Below are 17,284 nucleotides of genomic sequence, written 5' to 3'. Positions count from 1 at the left end.
GGCAGACTTGTATATCTCCCTCATACGCTCAAACAGCAGTATTTCAGCTCCATATAATCCTCGATCCCATATTTTGATCCTTCACGGCCAAGACCTGACTGCTTGACCCCGCCAAAAGGTGCTACTTCGGTAGAGATCAAACCAGTGTTAACGCCTACCATTCCGTATTCAAGCTCCTCCATTACTCGATAGATCCGGGTCAAGTCGCGGCTGTAGAAATACGACGCCAGGCCAAACTCGGTGTCATTGGCTGCATTCAGTACTTCCTCCACTTCCGAAAACCGGAAAACAGGCGCCAACGGGCCAAAGGTCTCTTCTCGTGCCACCGCCATCTCTTGGGTTACCCCGGCAATCACCGTCGGCTGGAAAAAGGTGCCCCCAAGATCATGCCGCTTGCCGCCGACGGTCACCTGCCCACCCTTGGAAACGGCATCGCTGATGTGTTCACCCACTTTTTCCACCGCAGCCTCGCTGATCAGCGGCCCAATGGCAGTGCCTTCAGCAAAACCGTCGCCAACCGGAAGAGCCGCTACGGCCGCTGAGAGCTTCTCCACAAAGGCATCATGGACGGCATCCTGCACATATATCCGGTTGGTGCAGACACATGTCTGGCCGGCGTTGCGGAATTTCGAGATCAGCGCGCCTTCGACTGCAGCATCCAGATCGGCGTCATCGAACACGATGAAAGGCGCGTTTCCGCCCAGTTCCAGCGACAGCTTCTTGATCTGTCCCGCGCCCTGGCGCATCAGGATGCTGCCAACATTGGTGGATCCAGTAAAACTGATTTTCCGCATCGCCGGGTTTTCGCAGAATTCCAGCCCGATACCCTTACTGTCGGTCGATGGCAGCACCGAGAAAATACCCGCAGGAATGCCTGCTTCCTCAGCCAGCTTGGCGATTGCCAGAGCTGACAATGGGGTCTCGCTGGCAGGCCGGACAACCATGGCGCAACCCGCCGCCAGCGCCGGACCAGCCTTGCGGGTGATCATGGCGTTGGGAAAATTCCAGGGCGTTATCGCGCCGACCACGCCCACCGGCTGTTTTAACACCATAATACGCTTGTCGCGCTGATGGCCGGGGATAGTGTCGCCATAAACCCGCTTGGCCTCTTCCGCGAACCATTCGATGAAGCTGGCGCCATACATGATCTCGCCCTTTGCTTCGTTGAGCGGTTTGCCCATCTCGGCGGTCAGGATCGCGGCGAGGTCGTCAGCATGAGCAACCATCAAGTCGAACCACTTGCGCAGAACTGTTGCGCGTTCTTTGCCGGTATACTGCGCCCAGTTCTTTTGCGCGGCCTTTGCCGCGTCAATGGCCGCCCTGGCGTCTTCGACCGTGCAATCGGCCACCTCGGCCAGCACTTCGCCGGTGGACGGATTGTGCACCGGGAAACGGGTGCTGCGTCCCTGCCATTCGCCATTCAGATAGGCGTCCTGCAGCAACAGATCGGGACGGGAGAGTGAGAACATTTCTGAGTACTCCAGTTCAGTTGAGAAAGGTGCGGGATTCCCCCGGCCCGGTATCGTATTGGCCGTCAGCCGGATCAGGCGTGCAGGTCGCCATCCATGGCGGTGCCGTCCGGTGCGCTCTCGGCCGCACCAGAGACCGCAGCCGGATCTTCCAGGAGCGATTTGATCACCCCCCAGGCCATCATCACCACCAGGACCGAGATCGGCAGCGCAGCGGCAATTGCCGCGGTCTGCAGCGCCGACAGCCCACCTGCCATCAGCAGCACCGCCGCCACCAGCCCCTGTGCCGCGCCCCAGATGATCCGGTGGATCTTCGGCGGATGCGCGTTGCCCATCGACAGGATCGTCGTGACCACCAGCGTGCCGGAGTCCGAGCTGGTAATGAACCAGGTGGCCAGCAGAAAGGTGGTCAGCGCCGAGATCGCCCAGGCAAGCGTGCCGCCGTCTGCCAGCAGATCTATAGTGCCGAACAGGGTGCCTCCTAGATTCCAGCTGTTGACCATGGCGATCAGTCCCGCGGTGCCCGCGCCGCCCTCGGCGTTCAGCTCCAGGAACAATGCGTTGCCGCCGAACACCGAGATCCAGATGAATGCCATCGTGGTTGGCACCAGCATGGCACCGAACATGAACTCCCGGATGGTGCGACCCTTGGAAATGCGGGCAATGAACATGCCCACAAAGGGGGCCCAGCTCAGCCACCAGCCCCAGTAGAAAATGGTCCAGCCCCCCTGCCAGGCGACATCTCCCGGTGCCGACGCGGTCCAGAAGCCCATCGACAGGAACTGCGTCACGTAATCGCCTGTCGCGTTCAGAAAGAAGCCGGCCAGCCACTGGGTCGGCCCGGCGATCACAAAGAACAGGATCAGAGCGATGGTCAGCACGACGTTCCACTCCGACAAGATCTTGATGCCTCGGCCGATGCCGGAAACCGCCGACAAGGTCGCCACGACAGAAATGATAATGACCAACACGACCTGGGTGCCCACGCCCGGATCGACACCGAACAGAACGTTCAGGCCATGGGCCATCTGGTTCACCCCCAGCCCCATCGAGGTGGCGATGCCGAAGACGGTCCCGAACACGGCCAGCAGATCGGCCGCATGGCCCGCCGGGCCATAAATCCGCTCGCCCAGCACCGGGTACAGCGCCGACCGGAAGGTCAGCGGCAGCTTCTTGCGGAAGGCAAAATAGCCAAGCGCCAGACCGGTCAGCGTGTAGATCGCCCAACCGTGCAGCCCCCAGTGGAAGTTGGTCACGCGCACCGCATCCACGGCCCGCTCAAGGCTCATGCCGGTATGTCCCGAGGCATCGGCAAACGGGTTGTTGGGATAGCCCCAGCCCGCTGACGTGTCGAAATAGAACAGCGGCTCCGCGACGCCGAAGAACATAATGCCGATCGACACCGACGCCGAAAACAGCATGGCAAACCAGGAGAAGCGGCTAAATTCCGGCCTGGAATCATCATCCCCGAGGCGGATCGAGCCGAAGCGGCTGAACATCAGGAACAGGCAGGCAAACAGAATAATGATGACCGAGCTGATGTAGTACCAGCTGAGCGCGCCTTCGACCCAGGAGCGGATGCCGCCAAAGATCTTGCCCGCGTAGTCCACGTTCAGGATGGTGAACACCACAAAGGCAGCAATCATTGCCTTAGAGGCGATGCTCATGCCGTTGTGCAGTCCTTTGAATGGCCCTTGTCCGGCGACCAGCAGGCCCCCGGGACCGGGTTTGTCGTTTCTCGCCATGGTTTCCTCCCTTAGGCAACGACCGCGTGTGTCCGGCCGCGCGCAAGCGCAGCCGGTGGTGTAAATGTCCTCCGATGGGGTTAGTCCGGCCCTACCGCATGACGAAGGGATCCGGGATCGGATCGTCCGATGTGCGCAGCCAGACCGCCTTGACCTTGGTATAATCCAGAGCCGCCTGCAGGCCGCCCTCGCGGCCGTGGCCAGACAGGCCGTGGCCGCCAAAGGGCGCAATCGGGCTCACGGCGCGGTAGGTATTGACCCAAACGATGCCCGCGCGGATGCCGCGGATCATCCGGTGCGCGCGGGTGAGATCGCGGGTGAAGACGCCGGAGGCCAAGCCAAAAGCGGTCGTGTTGGCAATCTCCAGGGCCTCGGCCTCGGTCTCAAACTCTACCACTGACAAAACAGGGCCGAAGAATTCGTTCGACAGGCAGGGGGCGTCCGGCGCGTCCGAGCAGTCCAGAACCGTCGGCGGGAAAAAGAAGCCCTCCCCTTCCGGCACGGTGCCGCCGGTGACCAGCTTGGCCCCCGCCTTCACCGACGCCTCGATCAGGTGCACCGCATGGTCGCGCTGTTTCAGAGTGCAGAGCGGCCCGACTTCGGTCGCCATGTCATCCGGCGCGCCAATGACCACCGCTTCGGCTTTCTCTTTCAGCCGCGCAAGGAAGGCGTCCTTGATGCCCTTCTGGATCACCAGCCGCGATCCTGCGACACAGCTTTGCCCGGTCGCAGCAAAAATGCCCGACACCTGCGCATTCACCGCGCTTTCCAGATCGGCGTCGTCAAACACAATGAAGGGCGACTTACCGCCCAGCTCCAGCGAGGTGGAGGCGAGGTTTTCCGCGGAATTGCGCACGATATGGCGGGCGGTCTCCGGCCCGCCGGTGAAGGCGACATGAGCGACCGAAGCGTGGCTGGTCAGCGCAGCACCCGCCTCCGGCCCGCCGGTGATCACGTTCAAAGCGCCGGGTGGAAAGCCGGCCTGGTCAAAGATCCGGGCGAATTCGAGCATAGGTGCCGGGCCTTCCTCCGAGGCTTTCAGCACCACCGTGCAGCCCGCCGCCAGCGCCGGGCCGATTTTCACCGCCGACAGGAACAGCTGCGAATTCCACGGCACGATGGCGGCCACCACCCCCACCGGTTCGCGCCGCAGCCAGACCTCCATGTCCGGCTTGTCGATCGGCAAATGCGCGCCTTCGATCTTGTCGGCAAGGCCGGCATAGTAGCGGTAGTATTCCGCCACATAGGCGATCTGGGCCGAGGTCTCGCGGATGATCTTGCCGGTGTCGCGGGTTTCCAGCTCCGCCAGCCGCGGGGCGTTTTCCGCCACCAGATCGGCTAGCCGCATCAGCAGCTTGCCGCGCTGAGTGGCGGTCATACCCGCCCATTCGCTAGAGAAAAACGCAGCTTCTGCTGCCCTTACCGCCCGGTCTACATCCGCCGCCGAAGCGGCAGGCATCTGCGCCCAGGGTTTGCCGGTGGCAGGGTCAAGGCTTGCGAAGGTGGCGCCCGCTTCCTCGAAGGCGCCCCCGATATAGTGCTGGAAAGTCTGCATTTTCGGTTTCCTCACTGAAACGCTGGCATGACGTCGGTGATGAACCGCTCAAGCGAGGCCTTCTTGCGCTCGAAGCTCATGCTGGAGTCGATCCAGAACGAGTATTCATCATAGCCCAGGGCCTCGTATTTCTTCAGCCGTTCAATCACCGCCGCCGGTTCCCCGATCACCAGGTCGCGCTCCATTGCCTCAGGCGAGTAGAACGGATGCGCTGCAATTTCCTCGTCACTCAGCGGGTCGATCAGGCCCTGGCGGATCTCGCGCTTGTTCATGAACCAGGCCCCGAAGTAGCAGAAGAAGCGGTTGAGCTCCTCCGCCCCGCGTTTCACATCCTCGGCGCTGTCCGCGACATAGGTGTGCTGCAGCAGCATGATCTTGGGCCGCGGCACATCGGCGTGCTTGGCACAGGCATCGTTGAACTTGCCCATCAGGTCAGTGATTTCCTCATCACCCTTCCACAGCGGCGTCACCTGCACGTTGCAGCCATTGGCCACGGCGAACTCGTGGCTGTTGGGATCGCGCGCCGCGATCCAGATCGGCGGACCGTTCTCTTGCACCGGTTTCGGGGAAGACGTGGTTTTCGGGAAGGAATGAAACTCCCCCTCCTGCGCATAGTCGCCCTGCCACAGGCCCTGCACCGCCGGGATCAGCTCCCGCATCCGCTGGCCCGCCTCCCAGGCGTCCATGCCGGGCATCATGCGCTCGTATTCAAACGAATAGGCGCCCCGGGCGATGCCCAGGTCCAGGCGGCCTTCGGTGATAATATCGGTCATCGCCGCCTCGCCCGCCAGCCGGATCGGATGCCAGAACGGCGCAATTACCGTGCCAGTGCCCAGCCGCACGTGCTTGGTGTGCCGCGCCACATCAATCAGGTTCAGAAACGGGTTCGGCGAGATGGTGAAGTTCATCCCGTGGTGTTCGCCGGTCCAAACCGCATGCATGCCGCCGTCGTCGGCAATTTTGCACAGCTGGATGAACTCGTCATACAGCCGCTTCTGATCGTCTGCCGCGGAAATCCGCTCCATATGCGCAAAGAGGGAAAATTTCATGCGCCCTTGCTCCCTGTCGCCACGGGGCGGACCTGCCCGGTGGTCTGATTGCCATAATACACCCCGAAATTGCCCATCCGGGCCTCACTGGCGAACCGCTCCAGCATGGTGCACATCGCCGCATCGGCAATGTCCATCAGCGTGGATTGGGTCAGTGCCGTGAAAACACCCTTGGCCGGTGTGCCGCCGGCCGATTGGCACAGAAACGAGATGTGCTGATGTTCGCGCGCTTTGTCTTCGTAGACGGAATAAATGAACCCCGGCTCCGCCTCGACGCCGGTGTCCGCAATCAGCTTGGCCAGGGCGGCAGAGGCGCCCTCCTTGCCGACACGGATTTCAGGCAGCGTCAGCTTGCCCTGGTCGTTGCCCAGGAGCAGCACCTTGCCCTCATGCTCGATCAATGCCGAGACGATCAGCTTGGCGCCCTGGGTCAGGGCCTCGGCCTCCGCCGCTGCTGTCACATAGGCGCCGCGGGCATAGCCGAGACCCGGCGCAGGCGAGGTTTCAAACGCCTCCACCCGGCCGATCAGGATCAGGTGGTCGCCCGCCTCCACCCGGTTGTGCATGGAACAGTCGAACCAGGCGGAGACACCCTCGAACACCGGGCTGCCCTGCGGCCCCTGCTGCCAGCTGACGGCGGCAAAACGGTCCTCGACCGGGCGGGCGAAAGTGTTGGAGACGCCCTTCTGGTCCTCCGCCAGCACATTGACGGCAAAGCCCTCGGCCTGCTCGAACGCGGCGTAGTTGCTGGAGGAGTTGGCGATGCACACCAGTACCAGAGGCGGGTCCAGCGACACTGAGGTGAAGGAGTTGGCAGTAAAGCCGATCGGGTTTCCGTCCGGATCGTGCGTTGTCACCACGGTGACGCCGGTCATGAAGGTGCCGAAGGCGTTTCGCAGGGCGCGCGGGTCGATCTCGCTCATGTCGTTGCTCCTTCGGTGTTCAGCCAGTCGTGCAGGGCCGCGTTGACCTCTGCGGGGGCAGTCAGGTTGACCATATGCCGGTGGCCTTCGATGACAACCGCCCTGCCCTGCGGCGCGGCATCCGCCATGGCTTGCGCCATCGCGGGTGTCGAGTTCGGATCGCCATCGCCGGTCAGCGCCAGCAGCGGGCAACGGATACCGCCGAACCCATCGGCATAGGTGCTGTCGCCGCGGGCAAAGGCGGTATAGGCGGCGGCGTAACCCGCCAGGTCCACGCCCGACAGCCATTCGGCCACCTGCGCCCGTGCCGCCTGGTCAGCCTCACTCTCCCCGAACCATCGCGCCAGCGGTGTTTCCAGATCAAAGCTGCCAGCGCGGATTTCGGCAGCGCGCGCTTCAACCGCGGCCCTGGCCTCCGCCGATCGCCGGAACACCCCATTCAACAACGCCACCCGGGCCACGTTCTCAGGATGGCTGGCGGCATAACCACCGGCAATCAGCGCCCCCATGGAGTGACCCGCGAGATACACTGGGCCAAGGTCCAGCGCTTGGATCACCGCGTGCAACCAGGCCACGTAATCCGGCAGTTCTGCCGCTTCGGGCAACAGGTCACTGCCACCATGACCGGGCAAATCCAGTGCGATCACCTCATGGGTTCCAGAAAGCGCAGTGATCTGCGGCGCCCAGGCCGCCGATTGCATCCCCACTCCATGGAGCAGCACAACAGGCGCACCCTGCCCTGACCGCTGGCAGGTGACAGCCCCGAAAGGCTTAGACAGCTGCAGGGTTGTCAGCGTCATGGCCCAGCTCCTTCAAATCCTGGTAGCGGTCCCCGATGCGGTGATGCGGCCGACCGCCGATGGAGGCTCCCAACGCGATCACAATCTCGTCCGGCGCCGGCGCGTCCGCGACGGACAACTGGATGGTCAGGTAATGGCTGCGCCGCCCGCCGTCGTTCTTGTCCATCAGCGGAATTTGCAGGGGCGCATTGGCCGGCCCGCGGGTGTTGGTGAATGCCAGATAAGACTTCGCCCCCACCGCCTCGCGGAAGTGGTTGCCAAACCGCAGGGTGTGGATGAGAGCAGAGGCATGCTCTACCTCGCCACTGACCCCGACGATGGCGGATTTCCCGTAGCCCTCGACCTTGTCGCCGCCGCCTGCAGCCTCCAGGATCATCGCGGTCAACTTCTCGCCCAGCCCCGGCGCGCAGTCATGGATTGCCGGACGCAGATCCTCGACAAAGCCCTGCCCTGCCCAGGGATTTTTGATCACCGCCACCGCAGCAATCATCTTGAACGGGGTTTCCGCTGCCTTGCCGCCCTCAATCAGGGTCTCTTCGACATGCAGTAGCGTCTTTCGGATTTCGGCGGGCATGGGCAGATCTTTCCTGTTTGATTCCATTCTGCGTAATATGGTATACCATCATACAGTATGTCAATGCACACTTGTTCCACCCTGTCCCTGTTGCTATTGGATGCAATATGACCAACCCCATCATGAGCAAAATAGACCACCACCCGCAGACCCTGCGCGATATCGTGCAGGAACGGATGCGCGAGGCTATTGTCTCCGGAAAGTTTGCCCCAGGTGAACGGCTGGTGGAGCGCCCTCTGTGCGAGCAGCTCGGCGTCAGCCGCACCGTCGTGCGCGAAACCATCCGCTACCTGGAGGCGGAGGGGTTGGTGGAAATCCTGCCCGGCAAAGGGCCGATCGTGGCGCAACTGGGGTGGGAAGACGCACGGCAGATCTACGACATCCGCCAGATGCTGGAGACCGCCGCCGCCACCGAATGCGCCCGCAACATCACGCCGCAGCTGGCGGAAATGCTGAACTCCGCGCTGCGCAGGCTGCAAGAGGCCGTTGCGGCAGGTGTTCCCGGTCCGATGCTGAACGCCACGACCGAGTTCTACCGGATCATCTTCGAAGGCGCCGGCCACAACGTAGCCTGGGAAATCGTCCAGCGTCTGAACGGCCGCATCAGCCGGCTGCGGGCGGTGACGCTCTCGACCGCAGAGCGGCGAAAACCCGGCCCCGCCCATATGCAGGATATCTGCAAGGCTATCACGTCAGGCAACGCCGAGGCCGCCAGAGCCGCAGTCCAGAGCCACCTGACGGAAGCGGCCGCTGTTGCCAAGCGGACGCTCAACCAGGAAGAGGCCAAAACTCGCAATGCCTAAAGCCTATTGGATCGCCAACGTAACAATCACGGACCCCGACCGTTACAGCGGATACCAAGCCGCTGCCCCGGCGGCATTCGCGGATTTTGGGGCACGATTTCTAGCAAGGGGTGAAGCGGAAACTCTTGAAGGCCGCGACTGGCAGCGAAGAGTGATCATCGAATTCGATAGTCTGGAGCAAGCCCGCGCCTGCTACAACTCCCCGGCTTACCGCACGGCAAGAGCCGAACGCGCAGGTGCTTGCGTTGCAGACATTGCTATCATCGAGGGCTTGATTTGAGTATACCTTCAATGAGAATACGGGCGTAAAGGTTCGGCAAACATTTGGAGCAGTACCGTTGAGGTCACTGGTCATTAGTTTGGCTGGTGCCAATGAGCTCAATACCTTGCCTTAACTCGAGGGTGATCGTGCAACGCATTCATACTGTTTGCAGGAGATGAGAAAGAAAAGCCGCGTGGCTGGAGTGTTTGCTCTAATCAGAGTCCCAGTGGGCGATTTCGATTTGAAGATGTTAGAAGCCTCTAGTTGCCGTCCGGACTATTCGCTCCACTGCCGCCGCAACACGGAAAGCGCGCTGATCATCATACGGCCGGGTGACAATCTGAATACCGACCGGAAGCCCGCCCCCATCGCAGCCGATTGGAACCGCCAGAGCAGGTAGTTGCCCTAACATATTGAAATGGGGTGTTGTCACCCAGTCATAGTCACTGTCAAGTTCGGCCCCGTTCACAATCATTCGTTCCCAAGGGCGCTGCTCAGCACCAACGCAGTTGGTCAGGACCACTGGGCAAATAAGCGCGTCAGCCGAGTGGAGAATAGCAGAAAGCTCGGCATAGAGTCGCTTCTTGGTCTCAAACGCACGAGGGATCGCTGTGCATGGGCAGTTGCGCGCGGCAGCTCCGACACTTGTGATATAGTCACATACATCTGCGCCATGTTGCTGAAGCATTCCGCTCAAGCTTTCTGCGATCAGACTAACAGCGTAGTCCTTTGCGTCATCAATCACGGTACCTGGCCAACTGATACTAGGTTCCTCAACGGAAATACCCGCCTGCTGCATTCGTGTGGCAAAGTCGCGGATGACACTTACGATGTTTCTGGCAGGAGATGACTTGCCAAGATCAAGCGAAAGCGCGACACGGAGTGGTTCTTCGCCCAAATTGGTGAGCGGCAGCTCTAAACGCTCACGCAGTGAGCCGATGTCGGAGGGATGTCCACCGCTGATCACGTTTAGCAGCAACGCGCAGTCTCCTACACTGCGCGCCAATGGTCCAATCGCATTGTAGGGGTCATGCCCCTCTGCCGGGTCGGGCACACGACCGGCAGGCGGTTTGTAGCCTACGACCCCGCAAAGCGAGGCTGGCACCCGGATTGACCCTGCGCTGTCCGAACCAATTGCCAGTGTACTAGTCCCTGCAGCAAGACTGGCAGCAGCGCCGCCAGAGGAGCCTCCTGGTGATAGCGCCGGGTTCCAGGGGTTTCGTGTCACACCCCAAAGCCGTGTTGCAGTAATCCAGCCGAACGCCAGTTCCGACGTTGTTGTGCGTGCATGGATTATACCTCCGGCTTGCCGGATCCTGGCAACAACGGGATGGTCGCGGTGTGCCAGATTGTCTCGGTAAACAAGACTCCCGTAGGTAGTCCGGGCACCTTTCTGATCAATAACGTCTTTGACAGTGACAGTTAGCCCTTCCAGCGGGCGCAAATCCCCTGTGCGATCAAGATAGCGCCGTTCGGCCTGCCGCGCCTGCTGCATCGCGGTGTCAAAGAAGGTTTCAGTGAAGGCGTTGATAACCGGCTCTACCTCTGCCGCTCGATTTATTTGTGCTTGCAGCAGTTCAACAGGTGACAGCTCCCCCGATCGGAACAATGCGAGTGCTTCTAGCGCGCTCAGCCTGCATAAGGCTGTATCCGGCGCTATCATCTGGTTAGCTAATTGCATCGTTTTTCTGCTTTGTGCGTTGTTGCAGCTTGCGGCTTGCCTGGCCGATCAGTCTGTCAGTGATTATTGATAGGAATGCGATGCCCAGCCCAGCGACGATGCCCTCTCCGGGTTGCACCTTGGCGATTGCCACCAGCGTGTCGTGTTCTAGTCCGCGTGTGCCTACCAGCGCAGTGATCACCAGCATCCCGAAGGCGAACATGACTGTCTGATTGATCCCCAGCATGATATCTGGCAGTGCAAGCGGGAGCTGCACATGCCACAGCTTCTGCTTGGCTGTGCATCCGGACATATCTGCCACTTCGATGTTAGAGCGGCTGATATTTCGGATGCCCTGTTTTGCATATCGCACTCCGGGGGGCAGGGAATAGGCTACTATGGCGATGAGGCCGGCGAATTCACCTACTCCGACCAGCATTACTACCGGTATGAGGTAAACAAAGCTCGGCAGTGTCTGAAGGGTGTCGATAATTGGCGTGACGATCCTGTCGGCGCTTTCGTTCAACCCAGCCCAGATGCCAATCGGCAATGCCAAAACCAGCGTGACGACCACCGAAAGCGCGACTAGGTAGAGCGATATCATTGCTGCGTCCCAGTAGCCTGTGATGGCAATGAAACCCAAAAGACCAAGGCTGACCAGTGCCAGTCGCCGTCCGCCAGCCCAATAAGCAAGCCCAGTGACAATTGCTATGAAACCACTCCAGGGAACATCAAGAAGGAAGTTTTTTATCGGGCGCATTGCATAGCCAATCACACCTTCCCGCACCGCCTTGATCTGAGTGTAAAAACTGTCGCTTACCCAGAGTATGGCATCGTTCCAGAAGCTACCTGTCGAAACGGTCAGTATCTCAGGGTAGGTTTGCAAAGCGGGAAAAAAATACCCTGAGAAGTATGCGGCTGGTGTGAACAGAACCATTATCGTGGTCAGTTTGTGTTGTTGCCAGAAAAAAGCCGGCGCTGGCTCGGTATGGTTCGGTCGCCGCAGAGCAATAGCTCTGGAAATCCGGTCCAATGCGATGGCCATAAGGGTTATGGCAATTCCGGCCTCGACCGCATTGCCAATCTTCAACGCTTTGAGCCCTTGATAGACCTTGCCGCCCAAGCCGCCCGCGCCGATGACAGAGGCGATGATCACCATTGCGAAAGTTAGCATGATGACTTGGTTGAGCCCGATCAGCAGATTCTGCCGAGCTGCTGGGACCATCACCAGCCACATCTTTTGACCCCGGGTGCAACCACTCATGGACCCAAAATCATTAATATTGGACGGAACCCTCTGAAGCGCCAGTGTAGTTACTCGTGCCATAGGTGGCATCGCGTAGATCACTGTTGCAATCATCGCCGCCACTGGGTTGAACCCAAAAAGCAATAGCACCGGCACCAAGTAGGAAAACGTAGGGATGGTTTGCATCACATCGTAGATCGGCATTAGCACAGCATTGGCACGAGGACTGCGATACCCCCAGACGCCCAGCATAAGACCTAGCGCGAAACTGACCAAGACTGCGACTAGTACTGAGGACAATGTCAACATTGCCGGCAGCCACAGCCCGAAGAGCAGAAAATACATCAGCGAAGAGAACGTAAGAAACGCCACGCCCGAACCGGCAGCCCACCAAGCGAAAAGTGTCATCGCCAGAACTACCGCCGGCCAGGGAAGCGAGGGGATGACGGTCATGCTGCCGTCATCGTGGTAGACAGTGAAGCCTTCCGCTAGCAAACCCTGTAGCCCCCGCATCGGGATAGCAATGACATCAGCGATGTCGCGCGTGACTTCAGCCAAGTTGACACCGCCAATAGAGAATTCGTTGACTAGGTATTTCACTGCCACGGTGACTGAGGTCGCAATTTCCCAGACCCGGCTCTCGGGATAATCGTGCAGCCAGCTTCCTTCTTCCACCGTCATCCAAACCAACAGGGTGAAGAGAAGTGTGCTTGGCAGAACCAATGCTTTCCAACCCGGGTAGGCAATCCTGCCGCTCGCTTTAGGAGAAATATCACTTATCCCACTCATGCCGCTATCCCCAGGTTCATCAGCACAGCCGCAACCTGCCGTGCTTCAATAGCACCGATGATCTGTCCAGTCTCATCGGCTACAGGCAGCGGGTCACCGCTATCCAGCACTTTGCCTGCGACATCGCCGACAAGAGCATCTGCGTTTACTGGGGCACCAGCCAGCCCTGCTTGGACCTTCCCCATAATGGTGCGCACCCGAACCACCTTGCTCCGCGGGATTTTTTCTGTGAATTCGGCGACGTATTCATTGGCGGGCTGCATGATCAGCTCCTCGGGAGTGCCTATCTGCACTACGCGGCCTCCCTCCATAATCGCGATCCGGTCAGCCAATCGAACCGCCTCGTCAAAATCATGCGTTACGAAGACGATGGACTTGTGCAGCAGGTTCTGCAGGCGCAGGAACTCGTTCTGCATTTCCATCCGGATCAGAGGGTCAAGCGCTGAAAACGGCTCATCCAGGAACCAGATATCAGGTTCTGTGGTAAGGCTTCTGGCAATGCCAACCCGCTGCTGCTGGCCACCGGACAATTCATGCGGCCAGTAGTTTTCGCGACCGGACAGCCCGACCAGTTCCATCATCTCGCGCGCCCTGGCGAGACGTTCGTTCTTGCGCGCGCCCTGTACCCGAAGCGGAAAGGCAATATTGTCCAGCACACTCAGATGCGGCAGCAAGGCAAAATCCTGGAATACCATGCCCATTGTGTGCCGGCGTATCGTAGTCAGTTCATCGCGCGAAGCGGTCGCAAGATCCGTTCCCTTGACCTTAAGGGAGCCTAGCGTTGGTTCGGCTAACCCGGTCATGCAGCGAAGCATCGTCGACTTTCCCGAACCTGAAAGGCCCATTATCACAAAGATTTCGCCCTTGTTCACATCGAAACTCACGTTTCGAGCAGCAGAAATAACCCCTTCTTCCTTTAGAATATCTGATGTTAAGTCCTGGCCATGCTTACCGGCGACCTTCTTCGCCTTTTCACCGTAGAGTTTCCAGACAGAACGGCATTCAATTAGTGTTTGCCGGGCTGCAGATATAGAATTCTGATTTTTTGGCATTTTCGCCTCGTTTCGGCAGGGAGCCCGTACAGGCAAGGATGGCCCGGCTTTCAGCGCGGCCGGGCCGGAGTTCTAGAATTGAGGCGCCTCTAATTAATCCACGCTTTCCAGATAGTTTCATTTTCAACCATCCAGCTGGCAACGGCTTCGTCCAATGAAATGCCGTCCACGTCGACTGCCTTCAGAATGGTTGCAACCTGGGCATCTGCAAGCTCAAACTTGTCGATGATTGTTTTGGCACCAGCATCACTGTCGAGAAACTCCGCGTTCGCGTAGATCCACAACGCCCCAACCTGCACATTGCAGTCATGTGTCGCTTCAGCGTTTAGTCCCCAAGCAGGGTCAAGGTAACAATCTTGGCTGTATTCAGGGAATTTCACAAATTCACCCTCACCACTCATAAAATACCAATGCGGCGTATATCCCCAGCCGATTACCGGTTCTCCGCGCCGGGCAGCCGTCGAGATCGTAGCCACGAGCGCTGCCGCGCTTCCGGAAGCAATAGGCTCAACATCTATTCCAAAGGCTGCTGCCATCTCTTGAACTGGCATGATCCAGTCAGCCGGGCCCTCAATAAAACGGGCCTTCGGAGCAGTTTCGGCTGTAGCCAGCGCCTCAATGCAAGCTGGCTGTTTCAGTGCCTCCCAGTCAGGCAAGCCGGGGCAGTGCGCCTTAAGCGAAACCGGGTACCACCAGCCTTCGGCGGAACTCACTCCAGTAACACCCGCATTGACGGCTTTGCCGCTTTCGGTTGCACCTTCGCAAAGCTCCCAGGTGGATTGCCAGCAAATGGCGAATTGGAGATCGCCTGTTTGAATACCCGAAAAACTGGCCGTGTAATCCGCCTCGACATACTCCACCCTATAACCCGCTTCAGTCAGCGTCCCGCCGAGGATTTTCGAAATTACGTCAGTGGAAGTGTCGCTGACAACCGGAACCACTATTGGTTCGGTACGGTTAGTGGCCAGCACTTCAGTGGCCGGTATTGCTGCGGTTGCAGCCATGACGGCTGCCCGGGCTAAAAATTTCGGTTTCATGTCAAGTTCTCCCTGTTGATATAGCCGTCACGCGGAGCCGCATACCACGGTCCTGCGGTCACAACGGGGCTCTCCTCCCATTCGGATGATCGCTACGCGTATTCAGCCCGACGAAAGTTGCAGATTGATCGCCAGAGCTGAAGTCGCGTACTGCATCTAAGATAGAGACAAGGTGCGACAGCTGTAGTCTCAGAAATGTGACCAAGGCCGACCGACAAATCCATGGTTGTCAGCTCTACTGACATTAAGCGTTGCTTCCCGGATTTCATCCGAAATGGCCGGATCATCTTCATTGAATAGACCTGATGCCTTCAGCGCCTGGCGGAGATCGATAGTTTGCCCTAGTGGTTCCCAAACGACGTGATAGCAGGCTATGTCCCGCGTTGCGGCGCTGCTGATTCCAAGGCTTAGGCCAGTGAGAACCGAAGTTTGATCGCGTTGGGCAGGGTAGAGAATAGTTGTCCAGATCATTTGGCCGGCGTTCATTTCACGCTCATGCACGAATATCCGTTCACCGGTGTGGAACGCGATTCCTGTGTATTTTAGCGTGCGCCGTGATCGGTGCTTGACGGAAGCATAGTTTTCCACATTTTTTATGTAAATATATCCGCGATCGCGATACACCTTCATAAGCGACCGCTGTATTTTCCCTGGAAACTCAATTGGACGGTAGTAACAATGATAATAGCCAATGAACGGCAACATCTCGGTTAAGCTGTTGGGATTGATCCGATACAGCTTTGCAATATATTCACCAAAAGGATCCGCCTCATGCTCCAAAGGACGCCGCACCGCAATGAGCTGACGGAAATCCCGGGTGTCCATTAGGATTTCGTGCTCTTCCACTCCAAAGTGGTCGCAAATCTTTAGCATATTTCTGTGCGATGGTCGGCTTTGGCCGTTTAGGTATCGATGAAACTGTTGGCGGTTAATCGAAAGACGTTCGCAAAGGTCAGAAATAGAACGCGAATAACTGCACAACAAACGCAGATTTTCCGAAAAATTGTTTACTGCCATATTCATGCTCTCCAAAACGGCATCCTGCACCAGTGTAAGCGAGACCTGAACCCCAACTCCTAGTGCTTCGAGTCTGACGCTTGCTACCTGTTGCCCCGGATTTCATCGAGGTCGTTCAGTGCGCGGCGATCTAGGGCGATGATGTCTTCAGCCGTTTTGGTCCAGATGAAGGGCTTCGGCTTGGCGTTGTGCAGCAGCAGGTGTTGTAGATTGCGGCTTCAAGGTCGTCGACGCTGGAATAGCTGCCGCGCCGGATGCGTTTGGACGTGATCTCGGCGACGAACCGTTCAACGAAGTTGAGCCAGGATGCGCTGGTGGGCGTGAAATGCAACTTGAACCGCGGGTGCTTTGCCAGCCAGGCCATCATCTCGGGCGTCTTGTGGGTGGCGTAGTTGTCGAGCACCAGATGCACCTCACGCGGCGCCGGGACGGCCCTGTCGATGCGGCGCAGGAACTTCAGGAATTCCTTGACCCGGTGGCGCGGCAAGCATTCGCCGATCACCATGCCCGACTTCACGTCGAGCGCCGCGAACAGGGTGGTTGTGCCGTGACGCTTGTAGTCGTGGGTCATGGTGGCGGCGCGGCCCTTCTTCAGCAGTAGCCCCGGCTGGGTCCGGTCAAGCGCTTGAATTTGGGATTTTTCGTCGACGCAGAGCACCACCGCCCGCTCTGGCGGATCGAGGTTAAGCCCGACGATATCGGTGTCCTTTTCTTCGAACATTGGAACGTTCGAGACCTTGAAGGACTTGGTCAGATGCGGTTTCAGACCCGTATCGGCCCATATGCGGCCGACGCTCGACGGCGAGATGCCAACCGCCTCGGCCATGGTCGAGCGGCTCCAATGCGTTGCGTTCGGAAGGGTCTCCTGCACCGTCTTGGCAATCACCTTCAGGCGCACCTCCCGAGGCAGCGGCGGCACCCGCGACGGCCGCGTCTTGTCGCGCTTGAGCCCGGCCAGGCCATCGTCGAGATACCGCGCCTGCCAGCGCCAAACGGTCGGCTTCGACGCCTTCGCGCGCCGCATGATTGCGAAAGTACCGTGGCCGTCCGCCGTCGCCAACACGATCTCGGCCCGCCAGACCAGCTTGCGGGGCGTGTTTCGGGCGGCAACAATGGCTTGAAACTCGGCTCGGCCATCAGGGCTCAGATACAGGTAAAGGTCACCACGTCTCATCCCTCGACACTGACACACATCATCACCGATGGGAATCCTATGTCAGGTGTGGAACACTAGCACTTTTGGTTTTAGGTGTTTAGTCCCGGGGTGTGGTGGCCTATCCTCAGGCCGCTTGCAGACCTTCAG

General features: G+C 59.1%; 14 protein-coding genes and 1 pseudogene. 2 read left to right on the top strand and 13 right to left on the bottom strand.

Annotated features, from left to right (window positions below; all coding sequences use genetic code 11):
* Positions 1-20: 20 nt before the first annotated feature.
* The 7 genes from ACTRWG_RS20780 to ACTRWG_RS20750 all read right to left on the bottom strand — a co-directional run bounded on the left by ACTRWG_RS20780 (position 21) and on the right by ACTRWG_RS20750 (position 8,115).
* The gene (locus tag ACTRWG_RS20780; RefSeq protein WP_051357608.1) at positions 21-1,469 is read right to left on the bottom strand and encodes an NAD-dependent succinate-semialdehyde dehydrogenase; all 1,449 of its coding nucleotides are present in this window, start codon (positions 1,467-1,469) and stop codon (positions 21-23) included.
* Between the two features lie 74 nt (positions 1,470-1,543).
* On the bottom strand, positions 1,544-3,136 hold the full coding sequence (locus ACTRWG_RS20775; RefSeq protein WP_462829885.1) for a BCCT family transporter: 1,593 nt from the start codon (positions 3,134-3,136) through the stop codon (positions 1,544-1,546).
* Between the two features lie 169 nt (positions 3,137-3,305).
* The gene (locus ACTRWG_RS20770) at positions 3,306-4,769 is read right to left on the bottom strand and encodes an aldehyde dehydrogenase (RefSeq protein WP_027233548.1); all 1,464 of its coding nucleotides are present in this window, start codon (positions 4,767-4,769) and stop codon (positions 3,306-3,308) included.
* Between the two features lie 11 nt (positions 4,770-4,780).
* On the bottom strand, positions 4,781-5,818 hold the full coding sequence (locus tag ACTRWG_RS20765; RefSeq protein WP_027233547.1) for an LLM class flavin-dependent oxidoreductase: 1,038 nt from the start codon (positions 5,816-5,818) through the stop codon (positions 4,781-4,783).
* Positions 5,815-6,741 (bottom strand): flavin reductase, encoded by a 927-nt coding sequence (locus tag ACTRWG_RS20760; protein WP_027233546.1) that lies wholly within the window; start codon positions 6,739-6,741, stop codon positions 5,815-5,817. The genes ACTRWG_RS20765 and ACTRWG_RS20760 overlap by 4 nt, the downstream gene beginning before the upstream one ends.
* On the bottom strand, positions 6,738-7,541 hold the full coding sequence (locus ACTRWG_RS20755; protein ID WP_027233545.1) for an alpha/beta fold hydrolase: 804 nt from the start codon (positions 7,539-7,541) through the stop codon (positions 6,738-6,740). Before ACTRWG_RS20755 ends, ACTRWG_RS20760 begins: the two co-directional genes overlap by 4 nt.
* Positions 7,513-8,115 carry an amino acid synthesis family protein gene (locus tag ACTRWG_RS20750; RefSeq protein WP_027233544.1) on the bottom strand — a complete coding sequence of 201 codons (603 nt, stop codon included), beginning with the start codon at positions 8,113-8,115 and terminating at the stop codon, positions 7,513-7,515. The genes ACTRWG_RS20755 and ACTRWG_RS20750 overlap by 29 nt, the downstream gene beginning before the upstream one ends.
* Before the next feature lie 107 nt (positions 8,116-8,222).
* Between ACTRWG_RS20750 and ACTRWG_RS20745 the strand changes: the two genes are divergently transcribed.
* Positions 8,223-8,918: a GntR family transcriptional regulator gene (locus tag ACTRWG_RS20745; RefSeq protein WP_027233543.1), complete on the top strand. Its 696-nt coding sequence runs from the start codon at positions 8,223-8,225 to the stop codon at positions 8,916-8,918.
* On the top strand, positions 8,911-9,198 hold the full coding sequence (locus ACTRWG_RS20740; protein WP_027233542.1) for a DUF1330 domain-containing protein: 288 nt from the start codon (positions 8,911-8,913) through the stop codon (positions 9,196-9,198). Before ACTRWG_RS20745 ends, ACTRWG_RS20740 begins: the two co-directional genes overlap by 8 nt.
* A gap of 232 nt (positions 9,199-9,430) precedes the next feature.
* Here ACTRWG_RS20740 and ACTRWG_RS20735 read toward each other — a convergent pair whose 3' ends face one another.
* The 6 genes and pseudogenes from ACTRWG_RS20735 to ACTRWG_RS20710 form a co-directional block, all read right to left on the bottom strand.
* Positions 9,431-10,861, bottom strand: a complete 1,431-nt coding sequence (locus ACTRWG_RS20735) for an amidase (protein ID WP_084299289.1) — start codon at positions 10,859-10,861, stop codon at positions 9,431-9,433.
* Entirely contained in the window at positions 10,848-12,875 is a 2,028-nt protein-coding gene (locus tag ACTRWG_RS20730; protein WP_027233540.1) for an ABC transporter permease, read from the bottom strand. The genes ACTRWG_RS20735 and ACTRWG_RS20730 overlap by 14 nt, the downstream gene beginning before the upstream one ends.
* On the bottom strand, positions 12,872-13,927 hold the full coding sequence (locus ACTRWG_RS20725; RefSeq protein ID WP_051357605.1) for a quaternary amine ABC transporter ATP-binding protein: 1,056 nt from the start codon (positions 13,925-13,927) through the stop codon (positions 12,872-12,874). The genes ACTRWG_RS20730 and ACTRWG_RS20725 overlap by 4 nt, the downstream gene beginning before the upstream one ends.
* 89 nt (positions 13,928-14,016) lie before the next feature.
* The gene (locus ACTRWG_RS20720) at positions 14,017-14,964 is read right to left on the bottom strand and encodes a glycine betaine ABC transporter substrate-binding protein (RefSeq protein WP_051357604.1); all 948 of its coding nucleotides are present in this window, start codon (positions 14,962-14,964) and stop codon (positions 14,017-14,019) included.
* A 189-nt stretch (positions 14,965-15,153) separates the two neighbouring features.
* Complete coding sequence (locus ACTRWG_RS20715; protein WP_161631043.1) at positions 15,154-15,981, bottom strand: helix-turn-helix domain-containing protein; 828 nt, start codon at positions 15,979-15,981, stop codon at positions 15,154-15,156.
* A gap of 83 nt (positions 15,982-16,064) precedes the next feature.
* Positions 16,065-17,155 (bottom strand): annotated as a pseudogene (locus ACTRWG_RS20710) (IS630 family transposase).
* Positions 17,156-17,284: the final 129 nt, after the last annotated feature.

Source organism: Leisingera sp. G5_S3_59_S7 (assembly GCF_054968485.1).
Note: the sequence above shows the minus strand (reverse complement) of the source record. Positions and strands in the feature narration are given on the sequence as shown.

Coding starts and splice junctions, on each gene's coding strand:
- ACTRWG_RS20775 (WP_462829885.1), bottom strand. CDS start 3,136: ATGAGCATCGCCTCTAAGGCAATGATTGCTGCCTTTGTGGTGTTCACC.
- ACTRWG_RS20725 (WP_051357605.1), bottom strand. CDS start 13,927: ATGCCAAAAAATCAGAATTCTATATCTGCAGCCCGGCAAACACTAATT.
- ACTRWG_RS20750 (WP_027233544.1), bottom strand. CDS start 8,115: ATGCCCGCCGAAATCCGAAAGACGCTACTGCATGTCGAAGAGACCCTG.
- ACTRWG_RS20745 (WP_027233543.1), top strand. CDS start 8,223: ATGACCAACCCCATCATGAGCAAAATAGACCACCACCCGCAGACCCTG.
- ACTRWG_RS20760 (WP_027233546.1), bottom strand. CDS start 6,741: ATGAGCGAGATCGACCCGCGCGCCCTGCGAAACGCCTTCGGCACCTTC.
- ACTRWG_RS20780 (WP_051357608.1), bottom strand. CDS start 1,469: ATGTTCTCACTCTCCCGTCCCGATCTGTTGCTGCAGGACGCCTATCTG.
- ACTRWG_RS20770 (WP_027233548.1), bottom strand. CDS start 4,769: ATGCAGACTTTCCAGCACTATATCGGGGGCGCCTTCGAGGAAGCGGGC.
- ACTRWG_RS20755 (WP_027233545.1), bottom strand. CDS start 7,541: ATGACGCTGACAACCCTGCAGCTGTCTAAGCCTTTCGGGGCTGTCACC.
- ACTRWG_RS20765 (WP_027233547.1), bottom strand. CDS start 5,818: ATGAAATTTTCCCTCTTTGCGCATATGGAGCGGATTTCCGCGGCAGAC.
- ACTRWG_RS20720 (WP_051357604.1), bottom strand. CDS start 14,964: ATGAAACCGAAATTTTTAGCCCGGGCAGCCGTCATGGCTGCAACCGCA.
- ACTRWG_RS20715 (WP_161631043.1), bottom strand. CDS start 15,981: ATGGCAGTAAACAATTTTTCGGAAAATCTGCGTTTGTTGTGCAGTTAT.
- ACTRWG_RS20740 (WP_027233542.1), top strand. CDS start 8,911: ATGCCTAAAGCCTATTGGATCGCCAACGTAACAATCACGGACCCCGAC.
- ACTRWG_RS20730 (WP_027233540.1), bottom strand. CDS start 12,875: ATGAGTGGGATAAGTGATATTTCTCCTAAAGCGAGCGGCAGGATTGCC.
- ACTRWG_RS20735 (WP_084299289.1), bottom strand. CDS start 10,861: ATGCAATTAGCTAACCAGATGATAGCGCCGGATACAGCCTTATGCAGG.